The sequence below is a fragment of the Enterobacter asburiae genome (genome assembly GCF_008080435.1).
GTDB classification, from domain to species: domain Bacteria; phylum Pseudomonadota; class Gammaproteobacteria; order Enterobacterales; family Enterobacteriaceae; genus Enterobacter; species Enterobacter asburiae_C.
Genome location: NZ_VRKN01000001.1, coordinates 487,503 through 507,596, shown reverse-complemented (window position 1 = coordinate 507,596; position 20,094 = coordinate 487,503). Strand labels below are relative to the sequence as shown.

Below are 20,094 nucleotides of genomic sequence, written 5' to 3'. Positions count from 1 at the left end.
CTAAATCAAATTCTGCGGAATAACGATTCTTCAGCTGCATTGTACATTTGTGATGAAAAACATGTTGAACCCATTTAACGCCAGGTACCGTTTTGCCCGCTGAGGGGTATCAGGGATATCTTAGCTAATCTTATGGATAATTCTGCTTAACCCACTTTCATTTGTCCGACAAATCCTGCCTTTTTTATGTCATTTTTCGCTGAATTTATGTACGCAATTACTGTAATTCTGCGGTGTGATGGGGCTCTCTTATGGATGATTAATTTCCCGCTAAAACTATCACAAGCAATAACGCTTATGACGAGGTAAGCGCTAATGCCTTGTTTTAAGTCCGATTAAATAAGAAGCACGCACATATTCCCTACAGAAAAGAATGCTAAAGCTGGAGTTTACCATGCACAAATTTACTAAAGCGCTGGCGGCCATCGGTCTGGCTGCCGTTATGTCACAATCCGCTATCGCTGAGAATTTAAAACTCGGTTTTTTGGTAAAACAGCCCGAAGAACCCTGGTTCCAGACTGAGTGGAAATTCGCCGATAAAGCCGGGAAAGATTTAGGTTTTGAAGTGATTAAAATCGCCGTGCCAGACGGTGAGAAAACCCTGAACGCCATCGACAGCCTGGCGGCCAGCGGCGCGAAAGGCTTTGTTATCTGTACCCCGGATCCAAAGCTGGGATCGGCAATCGCGGCGAAAGCGCGCGGTTACGACATGAAGGTCATTGCGGTTGACGATCAGTTCGTTAACGCCAAAGGCAAGCCGATGGACAGCGTCCCGCTGGTCATGATGGCGGCCACCAAAATCGGCGAACGCCAGGGCCAGGAACTCTATAAAGAGATGCAAAAGCGCGGCTGGGATGTCAAAGAGACCGCGGTGATGGCCATCACCGCGGACGAGCTGGACACCGCACGTCGCCGTACTTCCGGTTCAATGGACGCGCTGAAAGCGGCTGGCTTCCCGGAAAAACAGATCTATAAAGTCCCAACCAAATCCAACGATATCCCGGGCGCTTTCGACGCCGCGAACTCTATGCTGGTCCAGCATCCGGAGGTCAAACACTGGCTGGTAGTCGGCATGAACGACAACACCGTGCTGGGTGGGGTACGCGCGACGGAAGGCCAGGGTTTCAAAGCGCCTGACGTGATCGGGATTGGCATCAACGGTGTTGACGCCGTCAGCGAGCTGTCCAAAGCGCAGGCTACCGGCTTCTACGGCTCTCTGCTGCCAAGCCCGGACGTTCACGGCTACAAATCCAGTGAGATGCTCTACAACTGGGTAACCAAAGGAGCTGAGCCGCCGAAATTTACCGAAGTGACCGACGTGGTGCTGATTACCCGCGACAACTTCAAAGAGGAGCTGGCGAAAAAAGGACTGGGCGGTAAGTAATACGCTGTGATTGTGCCCCTCATGCATCGTGAGGGGCCAGACGTACACACTACAGGAATCACGGAGTTGTTATGCAACAGTCTAATCCGTATCTCTCTTTTCGCGGCATCGGGAAAACCTTTCCCGGTGTTAACGCGCTGACCGATATCAGCTTCGACTGCTATGCCGGCCAGGTTCACGCCCTGATGGGGGAAAACGGTGCGGGAAAATCCACGCTGTTAAAAATCCTCAGCGGCAACTACGCGCCAACAACCGGCACGCTGGCCATTCGCGGCGAAGAGGCGGCGTTTGCCGATACCACGGCGGCGCTCAATGCCGGGGTAGCCATCATCTACCAGGAGCTGCACCTCATTCCTGAGATGACCGTGGCGGAAAATATCTATTTAGGACAGCTCCCGCATAAAGGCGGCGTGGTGAATCGTTCGCTACTTAATTATGAAGCGGGGCTGCAGCTTAAACACCTTGGACTGGACGTCGATCCCCAGACGCCGCTGAAATATCTCTCCATCGGCCAGTGGCAGATGGTTGAAATTGCCAAAGCGCTGGCGCGTAACGCCAGAATTATTGCCTTCGATGAGCCCACCAGTTCGCTCTCTGCGCGTGAAATTGACAATCTGTTCCGCGTGATCCGCGAGTTGCGGCAGGAAGGCCGTACGATTTTGTATGTCTCACACCGTATGGAAGAGATATTTGCCCTGAGCGACGCCATCACCGTCTTTAAAGATGGACGCTATGTGCGCACCTTTACCGACATGGAGCAGGTTAACCATGACCAGCTTGTTCAGGCGATGGTCGGACGCGAGCTGGGTGATATTTATCACTGGCAGCCGCGCCAGTATGGCCCTGAACGCCTGCGCCTGGATAACGTCAAAGCGCCGGGCGTGCGAACGCCTGTTTCGTTATCCGTCCGCAGCGGCGAAATCGTCGGCCTGTTTGGTCTGGTGGGGGCGGGGCGCAGTGAATTGATGAAAGGCCTGTTCGGCGGTACCCGCATTACCGATGGGCTGGTCTCCATTGACGGCGAGCGGGTAGATATTCAGAAGCCGGCCCACGCGATCAAGGCGGGCATGATGCTCTGCCCGGAAGACCGTAAAGCCGAGGGGATTATTCCGGTGCATTCGGTACGCGACAACATCAATATTTCCGCCCGCCGCAAGTTTATTCGCGCAGGCTGCCTGATAAACGATAGCTGGGAGTCGAGCAACGCCGACCACCATATTCGCTCGCTGAATATCAAAACACCGGGTCCGGAACAGCTGATCATGAATTTGTCAGGCGGAAACCAGCAGAAGGCGATTTTAGGCCGCTGGCTGTCAGAAGATATGAAGGTCATTTTGCTGGACGAACCGACGCGCGGTATCGATGTGGGGGCAAAACACGAGATTTATAACGTGATCTATGAGCTGGCAAAACGCGGCGTGGCGGTGCTCTTCGCCTCCAGCGATCTGCCGGAGGTGCTTGGCGTGGCCGACCGCATTGTGGTGATGCGTGAAGGTGAAATTGCCGGTGAATTACTTCATGAACAGGCGAATGAACAACAGGCGTTGAAGCTCGCCATGCCTAAAGTCAGCCAGGCTGTCGCCTGAGTAAGGAGTTAATGATGTCCTCTGTTACTACATCCGGAGTGCCGAAGTCGAAGTCGGCGTTGAGTGTTGGACGTATCTGGGATCAGTACGGCATGCTGGTGGTATTTGCCGCACTGTTCCTTGCCTGCGCGATCTTTGTTCCTAATTTTGCCACCTTTATTAATATGAAGGGACTGGGACTGGCCATTTCCATGTCCGGGATGGTGGCCTGCGGGATGCTGTTTTGTCTGGCCTCCGGCGATTTTGACCTGTCGGTGGCGTCGGTGATTGCCTGTGCGGGCGTCACGACGGCAGTGGTGATCAACATGACGGAGAGCCTGTGGATAGGCGTTCTGGCCGGTCTGTTACTCGGCGTCATCAGCGGTCTGGTGAACGGTTTTGTTATCGCGCGTCTGAAGATTAACGCCCTGATCACCACGCTTGCGACGATGCAAATTGTCCGCGGGCTGGCCTATATCATCTCCGATGGTAAAGCGGTGGGGATTGAAGACGAGCGCTTCTTTACGCTGGGTTACGCCAACTGGTTGGGTCTGCCTGCGCCTATCTGGCTGACCGTGGCTTGCCTGATCCTGTTCGGCTTCCTGCTCAACCGGACCACCTTTGGCCGTAATACGCTGGCAATTGGCGGTAACGAAGAAGCCGCTCGTCTGGCTGGGGTACCGGTCGTGCGAACCAAGATTATTATCTTTGTGCTCTCAGGGCTGGTTTCTGCCGCTGCGGGGATTATTCTGGCTTCGCGTATGACCAGCGGCCAGCCGATGACCTCTATCGGTTACGAGCTGATCGTCATTTCGGCCTGCGTGTTAGGGGGCGTTTCCCTCAAGGGTGGCATCGGAAAAATCTCATATGTGGTGGCCGGTATCCTGATTTTAGGCACGGTGGAGAACGCCATGAACCTGCTGAATATTTCGCCGTTCTCGCAGTACGTGGTTCGTGGCCTGATCCTGCTGGCAGCGGTGATTTTCGACCGTTACAAGCAAAAAGCGAAGCGTACCGTGTAACCCTTTTCCCCGTCTTTTATTGCTCAACTTATAACCTTAGTTGACCCCTTAACCGCCTCGCCAGCAAAACTGGCGGGGCGGTTGTCAAATGGCGAGCCACGTCACACTGTCTATACTTACATGGCTATGAAAGAGGTAAAGGCGTTTACCTCTCGTAAACCGTAAGGAGGAAAAGGGTGGCTGACATGTTAACCGCACCGCCTGTACTGCCCGGACATTATGCTTTCTTTTTTGATCTCGACGGCACGCTCGCCGGGATAAAGCCGCACCCTGACCAGGTGTCTATTCCGGATGCGGTTTTACAGGATTTGCATCAGCTCTCGCTCATGAACGAGGGAGCACTGGCATTGATATCAGGGCGCTCAATGGCCGAGCTGGATATGCTCGCCAGTCCTTACCACTTTCCGCTGGCCGGTGTACACGGAGCGGAGCGCCGCGACATCCATGATCACACGCATATCGTTTCACTCCCCGACGCGCTCACGCAAACGCTCCATAAGCAGCTTTCTGCTGCGCTCGAAGCGCTGCCTGGCACCGAGCTGGAAGCCAAAGGCATGGCCTTTGCCCTGCATTATCGTCAGGCGCCGCAGCATGAGGAGGCCGTGCTTGCGCTTGCTCAGACGGTTGCAGATACGCATCCACAGCTGGCGTTGCAACCCGGCAAATGCGTAGTGGAGTTAAAACCGAAAGGGATTAATAAAGGTGCCGCCATCGCCGCGTTTATGGCGTCGCCGCCTTTCAAAGGGCGAACGCCCGTTTTCATTGGGGATGACCTGACCGACGAGGCCGGGTTTCGTGTGGTGAATCAGGCCGGAGGGATCGCCGTCAAGGTGGGGCCTGGTGACACTGTAGCCGAATGGCGACTGGCGGATGTCGCCAGCGTCTGGCAGTGGATATCTGACATCGCTAACCAGCAACAACAACAAATAGCGCAAAGCAAAGGGGGAAAGCATTATGGGTCGCTTAGTCGTCGTCTCTAACCGAATCGCACCGCCTGATGATAAAAAATCCAGTGCAGGTGGCCTGGCGGTAGGGGTGTTAGGTGCCTTAAAAGCCGCTGGCGGGCTGTGGTTTGGCTGGAGTGGGGAAATCAGTGAAGAAGAGAAACCGCTCAAAAAGGTGACGCGCGGAAATATTACGTGGGCTTCGTTTGCATTGAAAGAGAAAGACTATAACGAGTATTACTCGCAGTTCTCGAATGCCGTCCTGTGGCCTGCGTTTCACTATCGTCTTGACCTGGTCAAATTCCAGCGTGAAGCCTTCGAAGGCTACTCGCGCGTGAATGCGCTGCTGGCGGATAAACTGCTGCCATTAATAGAAGAAGACGATATTTTATGGATCCACGATTATCACCTGTTGCCCTTCGCCAGAGAGCTGCGAAAAAGAGGGGTAAATAACCGGATTGGCTTCTTCCTGCACATCCCGTTCCCGACGCCGGAGATTTTTACCGCGCTCCCGCCGCATGAAGAGCTGCTGGAGGCGCTGTGTGATTACGATTTGCTGGGCTTCCAGACCGAAAATGACCGCCTCGCGTTCCTTGACTCCGTGTCAGGTAAAACGCGTCTGATGACTAAAGGCGGGAAAAACCATACGGCGTGGGGGAAAACCTTCCACACCGAAGTGTATCCAATAGGAATTGAGCCTGACGAAATCGCTGAGCAGGCTTCCGGCCCGCTGCCGCCAAAGCTGGCGCAGCTTAAGAATGAACTCAAGCACGTGAAAAATATCTTCTCGGTAGAGCGTCTTGATTATTCCAAAGGGCTGCCGGAACGCTTCCTGGCGTATGAAACGCTGCTGGATAAATACCCGCAGCATCACGGTAAAATCCGCTATACCCAGATCGCGCCGACGTCGCGCGGTGAGGTTCAGGCCTATCAGGATATTCGCCACCAGCTGGAGACAGAAGCAGGGCGCATTAATGGCCGCTACGGGCAACTGGGCTGGACACCGCTCTTTTACCTGAATCAGCACTTTGACCGTAAGATCCTGATGAAGGTTTTCCGCTATGCGGATGTTGGCCTGGTCACGCCGCTGCGCGACGGGATGAACCTCGTCGCGAAAGAGTATGTGGCGGCCCAGGATCCTGCCGATCCGGGGGTTTTGGTGCTCTCCCAGTTTGCCGGAGCCGCAAATGAGCTCACGTCAGCGCTTATCGTTAACCCTTATGACAGGGATGATGTGGCAAACGCGCTGAATCGCGCCCTGACAATGCCGCTCACGGAACGTCTTTCCCGCCATGCTGACATGATGGAGACGATCCGTAAGAACGACATTAACCACTGGCAGGCACGTTTTATTCAGGATCTCCGGGATATCATCCCGCAAAGTCATGAAGGCGATCTGCAAAAAAAGATCGCGACCTTCCCTAAACTCGCCTGATTTTCCTCTGGGGGGTTAATTCCCCCCAAGCGGCACTAACAGCACATCGACCTGGCTCGACGCGACAATGGATTTCGCCGCGCAGGCTGCACGCGATAAAAAGCTGTGGTTATGATTCCCGCAAATCACTAAATCAATATGTTGTTTACGACACATGTCGAGAATATGGGCATTAAGTTCCCCGGTCGCAATAATTGTCTCATAAACCGGATATTGTGCCTTTTCCACCAATTCGCGCAGAAATTGCTGTGTTTCTTCCTGCAGGACCTCACGAATATCCTCCAGCATAGGGGCTGCCAGCTGATTATACATCTCTGGCTCTGCGGCGAGCGTGATGAGGCTGATGCGGGCATTGTGGGGTCTGGCAATGGAAACTGCCCGGGCGACGAGCTGATGACTTTCGGGGGAAACTGCAACGGAAACAAGAAGATGGGAGTAACTCATGGCGCACTCCTTAGGTGTCTGACAGACAGCGTTTGATCACCTTTACCGCGAATTCCCTGGATCTGCAAGAGCTGATTACGACATTAGTGTGAAGCTTATCATAATTATTCATTAATTATTCTTATAAGAAGAATAACTGAAAAATGCGCCTAAATGAAAAAAATTAACAACTTAACGTAAATCACACAAATTCACGCTTTCACTGTTAAATCGTTTTGACGCGTTACAAACTCATTTCAAATGATCACGTCCTGAAACATCTTTTTTGTGCTATCTGCATAACTATATGTTTTTTCACGGTAAGAAAAATGTTTCCCGGAGAGGGGTTTGTTGTAAATGTTTCCGCGCGGCGCTTACGGCGATAAAAGCACGTTGCATGCCAGTTCGGATCACCCGTCTGCATGAGTATTCGTCAATTAAGAATACAAAACAGTACTGATCGGTTAAAAAGTGAACAAATTACAAGTCATACTGATGGATTTATGGGGGATATTCACTTAAATTGTGTGACGTGGATCACATTTTTTTTAAATTTGAGGGTGGCTGGATTGTATGTGGCAAAACTGACGAGTAGAGTTTGCGTCGAATTAGGAAAAATCTTAGTTATTTGTAAGAAATGATAAAACATGTAAGAGACGCATTCGCGGTTTCTCTCTTACGGTTTCAGTGAATACAAACCTAAATTCAACTATGCATTTAGCCTTTTCTTTTTTATACCGGGTGATTTCCCGGCGACATCACGGGGTGCGGTCTTTCCGCATAAAAATAATAGTTGGTTATTCGGGATGGGAACAATGCATACATCCGAGTTGCTAAAACATATCTATGACATCAATTTGTCGTATTTACTGCTCGCGCAGCGTTTGATTAGTCAGGACAAGGCGTCCGCGATGTTTCGTCTGGGTATTAACGAAGAGATGGCAACCATGCTGGGCGGCTTAACCCTCCCGCAGATGGTTAAACTGGCTGAAACGAATCAACTGGTTTGCCAGTTCCGTTTCGATGATTCGCAGACAATAACGCGTCTGACGCAGGATTCCCGTGTGGACGATCTTCAACAGATCCACACCGGTATTCTTCTCTCCACTCGCTTGCTTACCGAAATCAGCCAGCCTGATGACGCAGCCCGTAAGAAAAGGGCCTAGCAATGAGCGAGAAAAGCATTGTTCAGGAAGCGCGTGACATACAGTTGGCCATGGAGCTGATTACACTGGGTGCTCGTTTACAAATGCTGGAAAGCGAGACTCAGTTGAGCCGTGGCCGTCTCATCAAACTGTATAAAGAGTTACGTGGTAGTCCCCCGCCGAAAGGCATGCTGCCGTTTTCTACCGACTGGTTTATGACGTGGGAGCAGAATATTCACGCTTCCATGTTCTGTAATGCCTGGCAGTATCTTCTTAAAACCGGTTTGTGTAGCGGCGTTGACGCCGTGATCAAAGCGTACAAACTTTACCTTGAACAATGCCCACAGCAGGAAGAAGGCCCTCTGCTGGCGCTGACCCGCGCATGGACGCTGGTGCGTTTTGTTGAGAGCGGAATGCTTGAACTGTCGCGCTGCAATTGCTGCGATGGCAATTTTATTACCCATGCTCATCAGCCTGCAGGCAGCTTCGCCTGTAGTTTATGTCAGCCTCCATCCCGCGCAGTAAAAAGACGTAAACTTTCCCGGGATGCTGCCGATATTATTCCACAACTGCTGGATGAACAGATCGAACAAGCTGTTTAACCCGAACGTGTGGGAAAGATTCCAGCAGCGGTAAGCAATTACCGCTGCTTTTTTTTACCCCGCAAACGGTAAACGCTGCGAGCTGGACGTCCTTGCCATAGTCACTAGCGGAAGGATGATGTCGTGCTTATCTTATTAGGTTACCTGGTAGTTCTCGGTACAGTTTTCGGCGGTTACATGATGACCGGCGGGCACCTTGGAGCACTCTATCAACCGGCTGAACTTATTATCATCGGCGGTGCAGGGGTAGGGGCTTTTATCGTTGGTAACAACGGTAAATCGATCAAGGGCACGCTGAAAGCGATTCCGTTGCTGTTCCGTCGCTCGAAATACACCAAAAGCATGTATATGGATCTGCTGGCACTGCTCTATCGCCTGATGGCGAAGTCGCGTCAGCAGGGGATGTTCTCGCTTGAACGGGATATTGAAAACCCAAAAGAGAGCGAAATTTTTGCCAGCTATCCGCGAATTCTTGCTGACGCCATGATGCTGGATTTCATCGTCGACTATCTGCGACTCATCATCAGCGGCAACATGAATACCTTCGAAATCGAAGCGCTGATGGACGAAGAGATCGAAACCCACGAAAGCGAATCTGAAGTGCCGGCCAACAGCCTGGCGCTGGTCGGCGACTCGCTTCCGGCATTCGGTATCGTTGCCGCGGTGATGGGGGTGGTTCACGCCCTGGCCTCGGCAGACCGTCCGGCAGCCGAGCTCGGTGCGCTGATTGCCCATGCGATGGTGGGAACTTTCCTCGGTATTTTGCTGGCGTACGGCTTCATCTCTCCGCTGGCAAGCGTTCTGCGCCAGAAGAGCGCGGAGACCACCAAAATGATGCAGTGCGTGAAGATCACGCTGCTCTCTAACCTCAACGGTTACGCGCCACCGATCGCGGTTGAGTTTGGTCGTAAAACGCTTTACTCCAGCGAGCGTCCGTCGTTTATCGAGCTTGAAGAACACGTGCGTGCGGTGAAAAACCCAAATCAACAGACGACAACTGAGGACGCATGAAAAACCAGTCCCATCCGATCGTCATCGTAAAAAAACGCAAGCACAAGGGCGGTGGGCATGGTGCACACGGCTCGTGGAAAATTGCGTACGCCGATTTTATGACTGCAATGATGGCGTTCTTTCTGGTGATGTGGCTGATCTCCATCTCCAGCCCAAAAGAACTGATCCAGATTGCCGAATATTTCCGAACGCCGCTGGCAACGGCGGTGGCCGGTGGGCCGCGTATCTCTAACAGCGAAAGCCCGATCCCGGGCGGCGGCGATGATTACACCCAGCAGAAGGGTGAGGTGAAAAAAGAGCCGAACATCGACGAGCTGAAAAGAAAGATGGAGCAGGCGCGACTGAAGAAACTGCGTGGCGATCTCGATCAGCTGATTGAAGCGGATCCGAAGCTGCGCGCGCTGCGCCCGCATCTGAAGATCGACCTGGTGCAGGAAGGGCTGCGTATTCAGATTATCGACAGCCAGAACCGCCCAATGTTTAAAACCGGGAGTGCGGAAGTCGAACCGTACATGCGCGACATTCTGCGCGGTATTGCACCGGTGCTGAACGGCATTCCTAACCGAATTAGTCTGTCAGGACACACGGATGATTTCCCGTACGCCAGTGGGGAGAAGGGATACAGCAACTGGGAGCTTTCTGCCGATCGTGCCAACGCCTCGCGTCGCGAGCTGGTGGTAGGTGGGCTTGATGATGGCAAGGTACTGCGCGTAGTCGGCATGGCCGCAACCATGCGCGTTTCCGACCGCGGGCCGGATGATGCCATCAACCGTCGTATCAGTCTTTTAGTGCTGAACCAGCAGGCGGAGCAGGCCATCCTGCATGAAAACGCCGAAAGTCAGAATGAGTCACTGGACGATTTAAAACAGCCTGGGGCCGTTCCTTCGGCTGCCGTTCCAACATCGCCACCAGCCAATCCGAGGTGATAGCGTGAGCATGGATATTAGCGATTTTTACCAGACATTCTTTGATGAAGCCGACGAATTGTTGGCCGATATGGAGCAACACTTGCTCGATTTGGTGCCCGAAGCACCGGACTCCGAGCAGCTCAATGCCATCTTCCGTGCGGCGCACTCTATTAAAGGCGGAGCCGGAACGTTTGGATTTACCATCCTGCAGGAAACGACCCATTTAATGGAAAACCTGCTTGATGAAGCACGACGCGGTGAGATGCAGCTCAATACCGACATTATCAACCTGTTTTTGGAAACCAAAGATATTATGCAGGAACAGCTCGACGCCTATAAAAGTTCGGCAGAGCCTGATGCCGCCAGCTTTGAATACATCTGCAATGCACTGCGCCAGCTCGCGCTGGAAGCAAAAGGTGAGGTTGCCGCAGCGGTTGTTCCGGCCGCAAAATTGAGCGTTGTCGATGCGGTTGCCCCGCAGGAGGCTGCACCTGCCGCGCAGGCGGACAAACTGCGCGTTGTGCTGTCACGCCTGAAAGAGAATGAAGTTAACCTGCTGGAAGAAGAGCTGGGTAATCTGGCGAAATTAAGCAATGTAGTAAAAGGCAAAGACAGCCTTGCTGCGACGCTTGATGACGGTATTGGCCAGGACGATATCGTCGCGGTGCTGTGCTTTGTGATTGAAGCTGACCAGATCGCCTTCGAAACCGAAACGGCTGCGGTTGAAGCCCCTGCCGCTGCGGAAGAGGTGGCTGTCGTCGCTCAGGCCGTCGCCCCGGCTGTGACGCCTGCGGCCCCGGCGTTGAAGGCGGTGCCAAAAGAGGCCGCGGTACCTGGCCGTGGTGAAAAACCTGCCGCGCGCTCCAGCGAGTCAACCAGTATCCGCGTTGCGGTTGAGAAGGTTGACCAGCTGATTAACCTGGTTGGCGAACTGGTGATCACCCAGTCGATGCTGGCACAACGTTCTAACGAACTGGACCCGGTCACGCACGGCGATCTGATTACCAGCATGGGTCAGTTGCAGCGTAACGCCCGCGACCTGCAGGAATCGGTCATGTCCATCCGCATGATGCCGATGGAATATGTCTTCAGCCGCTTCCCGCGTCTGGTCCGTGACCTTGCCAGCAAGCTGAATAAACAGATTGAACTGACCCTGATGGGCAGCTCAACCGAACTGGATAAGAGCCTGATCGAGCGTATCATCGACCCGTTAACGCACCTGGTGCGTAACAGTCTCGACCATGGTATCGAACTGCCGGAAAACCGCATTGCCGCCGGAAAATCCCCGGTCGGGAACCTGATCCTGTCTGCGGAACATCAGGGCGGGAACATCTGCATCGAAGTGACCGATGATGGCGCCGGTCTTAACCGCGAGCGCATCCTGGCAAAAGCGATTTCGCAGGGGATGGCGGTCAATGAAAACATGACCGACGAAGAAGTGGGCATGCTGATCTTCGCGCCGGGCTTCTCTACCGCAGAGCAGGTGACCGACGTGTCCGGGCGCGGCGTAGGCATGGACGTGGTGAAACGTAACATCCAGGAGATGGGCGGCCACGTTGAGATCCAGTCTAAACAGGGTTCCGGCACCACCATTCGCATCCTGCTGCCGCTGACGCTGGCGATCCTCGACGGCATGTCGGTCAAAGTGGCGGGCGAAGTCTTTATCCTGCCGCTGAACGCCGTGATGGAATCCCTACAGCCGCGTGAAGAAGATCTGCATCCGCTGGCGGGCGGCGAGCGCGTCCTCGAAGTGCGCGGTGAGTACCTGCCGCTGGTGGAACTGTGGAAAGTGTTCGAAGTGGACGGGGCGAAGACAGAGGCCACGCAGGGTATCGTTGTGATCCTGCAAAGCGCGGGCCGCCGCTACGCGCTGCTGGTTGATCAGCTGATTGGCCAGCACCAGGTAGTGGTGAAGAACCTCGAAAGCAACTACCGCAAAGTGCCGGGTATTTCTGCCGCCACCATTCTGGGTGATGGTAGCGTGGCGCTGATCGTCGATGTGTCGGCGCTTCAGGGATTAAATCGTGAACAACGTGTGGCGTACACAGCCGCCTGATTAAGTAGAAGGTAATAACATGACCGGTATGAGTAATGTAACGAAACTGGCGGGCGAGCCATCAGGGCAGGAATTCCTGGTATTCACTTTAGGCGATGAGGAATACGGCATCGATATCCTGAAAGTGCAGGAAATCCGTGGTTACGACCAGGTTACCCGCATCGCTAACACGCCTGCTTTTATTAAAGGTGTCACCAACCTGCGTGGCGTCATTGTGCCAATCGTGGATCTGCGCGTGAAGTTCAGCCAGGGCGACGTTGACTACAACGACAACACCGTGGTGATCGTCCTGAACCTGGGGCAGCGCGTGGTAGGTATCGTGGTGGACGGCGTATCTGATGTGCTTTCCCTGACCTCTGACCAAATTCGTCCTGCGCCGGAGTTTGCGGTCACGCTGTCGACCGAATACCTGACCGGTCTGGGCGCGCTCGGCGAGCGTATGCTGATTCTGGTGAACATTGAGAAGCTGCTGAACAGCGATGAGATGGCGCTGCTGGATATCGCCGCGAGTCACGTAGCGTAGGTAAATGCAAAACGGCAACCCAGGTTGCCGTTTTTTGTGTTTGCTCCCTCTCCCTGTGGGAGAGGGCTGGGGTGAGGGCATCAGGCCTCACCCTTTTTTTCACCTTACGCTTCCTGCTTTACCAGCTCAGCTTCCGCTTCCGCTACCCGCGCACCTTCATTCTGCGACAGCATCGCGGTCGCAATACCATTCCCCAGAACGTTAATTGCGGAACGGCCCATATCCAGGAAGTGGTCGATCCCCATCAGCAGCAGAATACCCGCCACCGGAATGTTAAAGCTCGGGATCGTCGCTGCCAGTACCACCAGGGATGAACGCGGTACGCCCGCAATGCCTTTTGACGCCAGCATCAGGGTCAGCATCAGAACCGTCACTTCAGAGAAGCTCAGGTGAATGTTGTACGCCTGAGCGATAAACATCGAGGCGAAAGAGCAGTACACCATCGAACCCACCAGGTTGAAGGAGTAGCCAATTGGCAGAACGAAAGAGGCGATGTTGCGCGAGCAACCAAAACGCTCCAGCTGCTCCAGCGTTTTAGGGTAGGCGGCTTCAGAGCTGCTGGTGGTAAACGCCACCAGAACAGGATCTTTCAGCATGCTGACCAGGCGAAACACCTCTTTTTTCAGCACCATGTAACCCACGGCCAGCAGCACCATGCAGGTGAGAAGAATGGCAACATAGTAGCCGCCAATAAAGGAGGCATAGTTCAGCAGAATGCCCAGACCCTGCGTGGCAATGACGGAGGAGATCGCCGCGAAAATGGCCAGCGGAGCAACGTACATCACGTAACCCGTTACCTTCAGCATGATATGGGAAACGACATCCAGCGCAGCCACCAGCGGTGCGTTGAATTTCTGTCCCAGTGACGCGCCGCCAATGCCGAAGAACATCGAGAACACCACAATCTGCAGGATCTCATTATTCGACATCGCCCCTGCGATACTGGTCGGAATAGTGTGCGACAGGAACGCTTTCAGCGTCATGCCGCCAACGGCCAGACCCGTATCTACCGCTTCGGTTGGGATCGTCAGGTTCAGACCGCTTCCCGGATGCTCCAGTGTGACGATAAACAGGCCGACCAGAATAGAGAGCACGGATGAGCTGATAAACCACACCATCGCTTTGCCGCCAACGCGGCCAATGGTGGAGGTTTCGCCCAGCTTCATAATGCCGACGGTGAGCGTGCTGAAGACCAACGGTGCAATGACCATTTTGATCAGACGGAGGAAAATATCGGTCAGAAGGGTAATATTATCCGACCAGGCTTTGATGGCATCCGCAGATGCATATTCATGAATTGCTGCCCCTGAAAGAATACCCGCCAGCATGAATATCACGATGAAGAGTGTGAGTTTGTTTGCACTTGCCACGAAAAAAGACCCTCTATGCGCTTCAGATGTAGCCCGCATCGATACATATAAATTTTTTATTACGATGCGGGAAATTATTCGGCACATAAATTGACGCAAAGTGTAGGGGGATACAACTCCTTTTTAAGTTTTATTAATTTTGTTGCTAATGCCCTGACGATATATTGTGATCATCATCACACTTTTGTGGATATATTCTCTCCAGATAAAATAAAATTGCGGATTAAATGAATTTAACAATCTGTTATTTATAGGAAAATTAAGTCAATAAGACATATGGCTTATGCGTTGAGGGGCAGGTGGTCGAAGCGATATCCGTAAACTAAATTCTCAATAACCCCCTCAAAGGAACCTTAAGCGGGGCTAACATCTTGAACGACAAAAATAAAATGTGGCAAGGGAACGGAGACGTCTTCTGGAGGGTGGTAAATGAAAAGAAAACTCCTTTTGATCTGCGCAGGTACCTTACTGACTGCGACAACGGCCCATCAGGCGCTGGCCGTCACCAGCAGCGGCACCATCGGCGCGACGCTGACGCTGACAAACGGTTGCCTGATAAACGGATCGCCCACGCAAAACGGCATTAACTTCGGGACACTTGATTTCGGCACCCATCCCGCAACGTTTTCCACTCTGACCACGCAGCTGGCCGGTGCCAGCGGCGGAAACACCTTCACCATTCAATGCACGACCGCCAGCTATACGGTGGCGATCACCGGCAACACCAACTCCACGGCCCCTGGCACCGTTATAGGCACGTCAGGAACTCCAGCTCGCTATCTGGTGAACACGGCCGACGCGGCACAGGGTGTGGCTTACAGCCTGTACAGCGACAGCGGGTTTAACACCGTGATTGCCAATAACGCCGCGTTGCCGATCGCCTCTACGGCCGGAGGAGTGGATAGTTACACTCTCTACGGGCGTATTACCGGCGGTGGTAACAGCGTGACGGTCGTCCCTGGTACCTATACCGACACGATTAACGTCAGCGTAACCTATTAATCCTGCCTGCCATGAAGGCAACTCTCACAGGTCTGCGCAAACGCGCAGGGGGACGCGTGCAGCCTTTTTTCGCGCTGATCGTCGGATTGCTCATGATGCCCACGGCGGGTGCGGTGACATCACAGTCCTTTAAGGTCAGCGCGACCATTGTACCGGGATGCGCGGTGGCCACCGGTAGCGGAGGGCTTCTCGGTACGCTGGATTTTGGCACCCATAACGGCGTCGAGAGCGCGCCGGTCAGCACCAGCTTTGTGCCAAACGGGGCGTTGTCTATCGCCTGTACGCCTGGCGTAGCGCTGACCATGAGTATTAATGGCGGGCAGAATTACGCCTCCGTTCGTCGTATGAAGCGGTCCGGTGGAACAGAACTGGTGCCATACCGGCTCTACAGCAGTAGCTCGCTGGCCGCGAACAGCGAAATTGGCGTCAACCAGGCAATACCGGTGACCTATACCAACAGCAATAACATCGCGCTGCCGCTTTTTGGCGTAGCGCTACTGACCGGGTTTAGCCCGGCGGGAACCTATTCCGATCAGCTCACCGTGACCTTGTCATGGTAATAAAGGGAGAGTGTTGATGAAGCCATTTTTCAGACTCGTTTGTCTGGCAGGCGCGTTGGGCATGGCTGTGGAAACCGGCCAGGCGCAGGCGGCGGCCACCATTCTGCTCTGGCCGATCGATCCATGGCTTGCTGCGGACGCCAACGCCACGGAACTGTGGATCCAGAACCAGGGAAACAGCGCCACGACGATGCAGGTCCGCATCGTGCGCTGGAAGCAGGAGGACGGACACGAGCGTTATACCGCGCAGCAGGCCGTGGTCGCCAGCCCGCCGATCGTCACGATTGGCACTGGCAGCAAGCAGCTTATTCGCCTTATCAAACAGGCTCCAGTTCCCGCAGGCGTCGAACAGGCCTATCGCATTATCGTCGATGAAATCCCCCAGCCTGATGCCAAAGCCGAACCCACCATCGGCCTCAAATTGCAAATGCGTTACTCCATTCCTCTGTTCGTGTATGGACAGGGGATCCCGACCCTCAAAGAGGGCGCGCATCACGCGCTGGCGGAGACCCGAAACCTGAGCTGGCGGGTGACGCAGGCGGGTGGACAGCCTGCGCTGGAGGTCCGAAATCGGGGGGATGTTCATGTCAGGCTAAGCCAGGTAGCACTGGAGCAGGGGGGGCAGAAACGCACGGTCGCGGAGGGATTACTGGGGTATGTCCTTCCGGGCAGCACCCGCAGCTGGCCGGTACCCGCTGGCGTTCGTCAGCCAGAGCGGATGAGCGCGCAGATTAATGCCAGGGACGCACAATGGCAGTCGACGCCCGTCAACTGAAGCCGGCGATGATGATACTGCTATGCGTCAGTTCCGCGACCCTGGCTGAGCCCGGCGACGACAGTTTACCGCCGCCTCCCCAGGCACAGGCGATAAATGATGAGGCAGTCTTCCAGCTTGCCCTCGTGGTCAACCACTACGATACCGGCCTGGTGGTGCCCGTGACGCAGCGTAAAGGCGCTTTCTTTATCTCCAGCGCCGATTTGCTGCGCGCGGGGCTGCCCCCGGCGCATGTTCCCACCGGAGAGGTGAATCTCACTTCGCTTGCTCAGGTTCGGGTGGAGTACGACAGCGCCGCGCAGCGCCTGCTGCTGACCGTTCCCCGCGACTGGGTGACGGCCCGCGTAACCCCTTTCAGTGCGCAAACGGCGCAGGCCAAGCCGCACTTCGGGCGCGGGGCGCTGCTGAATTACGATCTCTACACCAACCACACGGAACATATCGGCGGTCAGGCATCGCTCTGGCATGAGTTCCGCTACTTCAACGAGAACGGCTCCTTTTCCTCCACCGGTTACGCGCGGGAAAATTTCAGCGGTAACGACGGTCAGCAGGAAGGGTATGTTCGCTATGACACGACCCTGTTGTTCACTAACGAAGATGACGCGATGAGCTGGAGCGTCGGGGACGTGATCAGCGATGCCCTGAGCTGGAGCTCCAGCGTGCGGATGGGCGGGGTAAGCGTCGGGCGGGATTTCTCCCTGCGCCCTGACCTGGTGACATGGCCGCTGCCCGAGTTCGCGGGGGAAGCCGCGGTACCCACCTCGGTCGATCTCTTTATCAACGGCTATCGCTCCGGTTCAACCCAGCTTCAGCCGGGCCCCTTCACCCTGACGAATCTGCCCTATATCAACGGCGCCGGAGATGCGGTGCTGGTCACGACGGATGCGCTGGGGCGCCAGGTAAGCACCACGCTGCCGTTTTACGTCACCAGCGACTTGCTTAAGCAAGGGTTGAGCGATGGTGCAGTGACGCTCGGCAGCCTGCGGCGCAATTACGGTATCAAGAATTTTGACTACGGTTCGGCAGCAGGCAGCGGCTCGTACCGCTACGGGATGACGGACTGGCTAACGCTGGAGGGCCACGCGGAAGCAGCGCAGGAGCTGGCGCTGGGCGGAGCGGGAACGGTCATAAAACTCGGCCAGTTTGGCGTGGTGAATACCTCCTACTCGCAAAGCCGCATGCGCGGTGATGCGGGCGGGCAAATCAACTGGGGCTACCAGTACAGTACCAGCGAGTTTAGCGTCGCCACCCAGCACACGCGTCGCGACCGCGGCTTTGGCAACCTGGCCCTCTACGACCAGCCGACGGTGTATGACGAAAACGATAAACCCATCGCCAGCTTCAGCCGTAATACGGACCAGTATTCTCTGACCTTCAATCTGGGACAGTACGGCAACATCGGTGCGGCCTGGATCGGCGTGGAGAGTTTTGACAGTCAAAAAACCGAGCTGCTCAATCTCTCCTGGAGCCGCAATCTGTGGGGGGCGAGCAGTATTTACCTGGCTGGCAGCCGGGACCGGCAGCGGGGAGACTGGACGGTCGCGCTGTCGCTGCAGGTGCCGTTGGGGGCACGCGACAGCGCTGCCGTCACCGTTGAACATACCCCGGATGCAGGCAGTACCCAGCGCATCAACTATAACCACTCCATGCCTTCTGACGGTGGGTTCAGCTGGAACATGGCCTGGGCCAACCAGTCAAGATCCAGTGATTATCAACAGGGTACGCTGGGCTGGCGCAATAACAACATAGAGCTGCAGGGTGGCGGTTATGGCGAAAGGGACACCATGACCTGGTGGGGTGAGGCGATGGGCTCAGTTGTGCTTATGGACGGTGAGCTGTTTGCGGCGAATAAGATCAACGATGCGTTTGTGGTCATCAGTACCGACGGCCACCCGGATGTGCCCGTCAGCTATGAGAACCAGCCCGTCGGTAAAACCAATAACAACGGCTACCTGCTGGTCAGCGGGGTGTCGGCGTATTACCCGGCAAGCTACCGGATTGATACCCTGAATCTGCCGGCGGATACCCGCCTGAAAGAGACGGAGCGGCGGATCGCCATCCGACGTCACAGCGGCTATCTGGTCGATTTCCCGATGGAGCAGGAGCGGGTGGCCAGCGTCATTCTGTATGATGCGCACGGGCAGGCGTTGCCGGTGGGAAGCCAGGTCCGACGCGTCTCGCGCAGCAATGCGGTGGTGGGGTATGACGGCATCGCCTGGCTGGAAAATCTCAGCGATGTGAACCCGCTTGAGGTGATTTCGCCTGACGGAAAACGCTGCAAGGCCACCCTGACCGTGGGAGCCAACCCGCAACACAAGCTGCAAACCTACGGCCCGCTGGTATGTCGGGAGGGGCCATGACGCGCCTGCTGCTGTTGATGCTGCTGCTGTGCTCAGGCGGCGGCTGGGCGGCGTGCACCGTCAGTACGGTCAATGCCTCATTTGGCAGCGTCACTTCCTTCGCGCTCAGCGGAACAGGCGAGGTGGAAACCACCGGCACGCTGGTGGTGTCCTGTGATGCCATACTGAATCTGCTGACCAACGACTCGGTGACGCTGACCTACACCGCGGCATCGGTTTCGGGCAGCAGCCGGGCCACCATGAAACGGACAGATGATGCGACCATCACGGACGTGATCCCCACCCGGCTGTGCGGACTCTCGGGCTGCGCGAGCAGCAGCGAGGTACAGATAAGTAAATCGTATACCTGGAGTGGGAATACCTTGCTGGGGCTGCTGGGGTCAAAGCAGTACAACATTCCGCTCTATTTTCGCACCGTCGCCGGACAAAACGTCACTGCGGGGCCATATCAGGTGCAGTTAACCTTCAGCATTAACTACAGCGTGTGCTCCGTGGGCGCGCTAGGCATTTGCACAATCAATCAGGCAGGCACCGCGACGACCACCATTCTACTTAACATGACCGTCACCAACGACTGCAGCGCCATGACCACGCCAGATGTGAACTTCAACAGCGCGCCGCTGGTACAAAGTTTCCCCACCGTCTCGCAGGCGATTGCTGTGACCTGTACCAAAGGAAGTACGTATACCATCGGTATTAATAACGGTGCTAACGCGCTGAACAACGTGCGGCGTATGGTGAGCGGCAGCAATGCCATGAGCTACGACATCTATAAGGAAGCCACCGGTAACCGCTGGGGCGGCAGCGGCAGCGAGCGCTGGTCCAGCGCGGTATCGTCGCAGGTCAGTACCGACGGTTTACTGCGCACCTACAACTACACCGCGAAAGTCCTGACCAATCAAACCACACCCCCCGCCGGAACCTACACCGATACGCTGATTGTCGACGTGGCGTTTTAACCCCGCGCTTTTCCCTTTCTCAAATGTAAAGTTCCTGTGGGCAGTGCCGA

Annotated in this window: 18 protein-coding genes; 16 read left to right on the top strand and 2 right to left on the bottom strand. The window is 55.0% G+C overall.

What is annotated here, in order from left to right:
* Nucleotides 1-394 precede the first annotated feature (394 nt).
* The 5 genes from araF to otsA all read left to right on the top strand — a co-directional run bounded on the left by araF (nt 395) and on the right by otsA (nt 6,350).
* The gene (araF, locus tag FU672_RS02360) at nt 395-1,384 is read left to right on the top strand and encodes an arabinose ABC transporter substrate-binding protein AraF (RefSeq protein WP_024909787.1); all 990 of its coding nucleotides are present in this window, start codon (nt 395-397) and stop codon (nt 1,382-1,384) included.
* Nucleotides 1,385-1,455: 71 nt separating this feature from the next.
* Nucleotides 1,456-2,970 carry an L-arabinose ABC transporter ATP-binding protein AraG gene (gene araG, locus FU672_RS02355; protein ID WP_148241992.1) on the top strand — a complete coding sequence of 505 codons (1,515 nt, stop codon included), beginning with the start codon at nt 1,456-1,458 and terminating at the stop codon, nt 2,968-2,970.
* Between the two features lie 14 nt (nt 2,971-2,984).
* The gene (gene araH, locus FU672_RS02350) at nt 2,985-3,971 is read left to right on the top strand and encodes an L-arabinose ABC transporter permease AraH (RefSeq protein WP_025760332.1); all 987 of its coding nucleotides are present in this window, start codon (nt 2,985-2,987) and stop codon (nt 3,969-3,971) included.
* 176 nt (nt 3,972-4,147) lie between these two features.
* Nucleotides 4,148-4,951, top strand: a complete 804-nt coding sequence (otsB, locus tag FU672_RS02345) for a trehalose-phosphatase (RefSeq protein WP_148241991.1) — start codon at nt 4,148-4,150, stop codon at nt 4,949-4,951.
* On the top strand, nt 4,926-6,350 hold the full coding sequence (gene otsA, locus FU672_RS02340; protein WP_148241990.1) for an alpha,alpha-trehalose-phosphate synthase: 1,425 nt from the start codon (nt 4,926-4,928) through the stop codon (nt 6,348-6,350). The genes otsB and otsA overlap by 26 nt, the downstream gene beginning before the upstream one ends.
* A gap of 15 nt (nt 6,351-6,365) precedes the next feature.
* Here the strand turns inward: otsA and uspC are convergent, their stop codons facing one another.
* Complete coding sequence (gene uspC / locus FU672_RS02335; protein WP_148241989.1) at nt 6,366-6,794, bottom strand: universal stress protein UspC; 429 nt, start codon at nt 6,792-6,794, stop codon at nt 6,366-6,368.
* Between the two features lie 794 nt (nt 6,795-7,588).
* Here uspC and flhD point away from each other — a divergent pair.
* The 6 genes from flhD to cheW all read left to right on the top strand — a co-directional run bounded on the left by flhD (nt 7,589) and on the right by cheW (nt 13,018).
* Nucleotides 7,589-7,939 (top strand): flagellar transcriptional regulator FlhD, encoded by a 351-nt coding sequence (gene flhD / locus FU672_RS02330; protein WP_063143681.1) that lies wholly within the window; start codon nt 7,589-7,591, stop codon nt 7,937-7,939.
* A gap of 2 nt (nt 7,940-7,941) precedes the next feature.
* Entirely contained in the window at nt 7,942-8,520 is a 579-nt protein-coding gene (gene flhC / locus FU672_RS02325; RefSeq protein WP_013096051.1) for a flagellar transcriptional regulator FlhC, read from the top strand.
* A gap of 123 nt (nt 8,521-8,643) precedes the next feature.
* Nucleotides 8,644-9,531, top strand: a complete 888-nt coding sequence (gene motA / locus FU672_RS02320; protein WP_008500417.1) for a flagellar motor stator protein MotA — start codon at nt 8,644-8,646, stop codon at nt 9,529-9,531.
* Nucleotides 9,528-10,457, top strand: a complete 930-nt coding sequence (gene motB / locus FU672_RS02315; RefSeq protein ID WP_029741333.1) for a flagellar motor protein MotB — start codon at nt 9,528-9,530, stop codon at nt 10,455-10,457. Before motA ends, motB begins: the two co-directional genes overlap by 4 nt.
* A gap of 4 nt (nt 10,458-10,461) precedes the next feature.
* Nucleotides 10,462-12,495, top strand: a complete 2,034-nt coding sequence (cheA, locus tag FU672_RS02310) for a chemotaxis protein CheA (RefSeq protein WP_148241988.1) — start codon at nt 10,462-10,464, stop codon at nt 12,493-12,495.
* 19 nt (nt 12,496-12,514) lie between these two features.
* Complete coding sequence (gene cheW, locus FU672_RS02305) at nt 12,515-13,018, top strand: chemotaxis protein CheW (protein ID WP_008500420.1); 504 nt, start codon at nt 12,515-12,517, stop codon at nt 13,016-13,018.
* Between the two features lie 104 nt (nt 13,019-13,122).
* On the opposite strand, the gene FU672_RS02300 is transcribed toward cheW, so the two are convergent.
* On the bottom strand, nt 13,123-14,388 hold the full coding sequence (locus FU672_RS02300; RefSeq protein ID WP_148241987.1) for a dicarboxylate/amino acid:cation symporter: 1,266 nt from the start codon (nt 14,386-14,388) through the stop codon (nt 13,123-13,125).
* 429 nt (nt 14,389-14,817) lie between these two features.
* Between FU672_RS02300 and FU672_RS02295 the strand changes: the two genes are divergently transcribed.
* Genes FU672_RS02295 through FU672_RS02275 form a run of 5 tightly spaced genes read left to right on the top strand, consistent with a single transcriptional unit; the run spans nt 14,818 to nt 20,044 of the window.
* Complete coding sequence (locus FU672_RS02295; protein ID WP_148241986.1) at nt 14,818-15,390, top strand: Csu type fimbrial protein; 573 nt, start codon at nt 14,818-14,820, stop codon at nt 15,388-15,390.
* Nucleotides 15,391-15,401: 11 nt separating this feature from the next.
* The gene (locus tag FU672_RS02290; protein ID WP_148241985.1) at nt 15,402-15,950 is read left to right on the top strand and encodes a Csu type fimbrial protein; all 549 of its coding nucleotides are present in this window, start codon (nt 15,402-15,404) and stop codon (nt 15,948-15,950) included.
* Between the two features lie 16 nt (nt 15,951-15,966).
* Complete coding sequence (locus tag FU672_RS02285) at nt 15,967-16,725, top strand: fimbrial biogenesis chaperone (protein ID WP_148241984.1); 759 nt, start codon at nt 15,967-15,969, stop codon at nt 16,723-16,725.
* On the top strand, nt 16,701-19,085 hold the full coding sequence (locus FU672_RS02280; protein WP_148241983.1) for a fimbria/pilus outer membrane usher protein: 2,385 nt from the start codon (nt 16,701-16,703) through the stop codon (nt 19,083-19,085). Before FU672_RS02285 ends, FU672_RS02280 begins: the two co-directional genes overlap by 25 nt.
* Complete coding sequence (locus tag FU672_RS02275) at nt 19,082-20,044, top strand: Csu type fimbrial protein (protein WP_148241982.1); 963 nt, start codon at nt 19,082-19,084, stop codon at nt 20,042-20,044. The genes FU672_RS02280 and FU672_RS02275 overlap by 4 nt, the downstream gene beginning before the upstream one ends.
* Nucleotides 20,045-20,094: the final 50 nt, after the last annotated feature.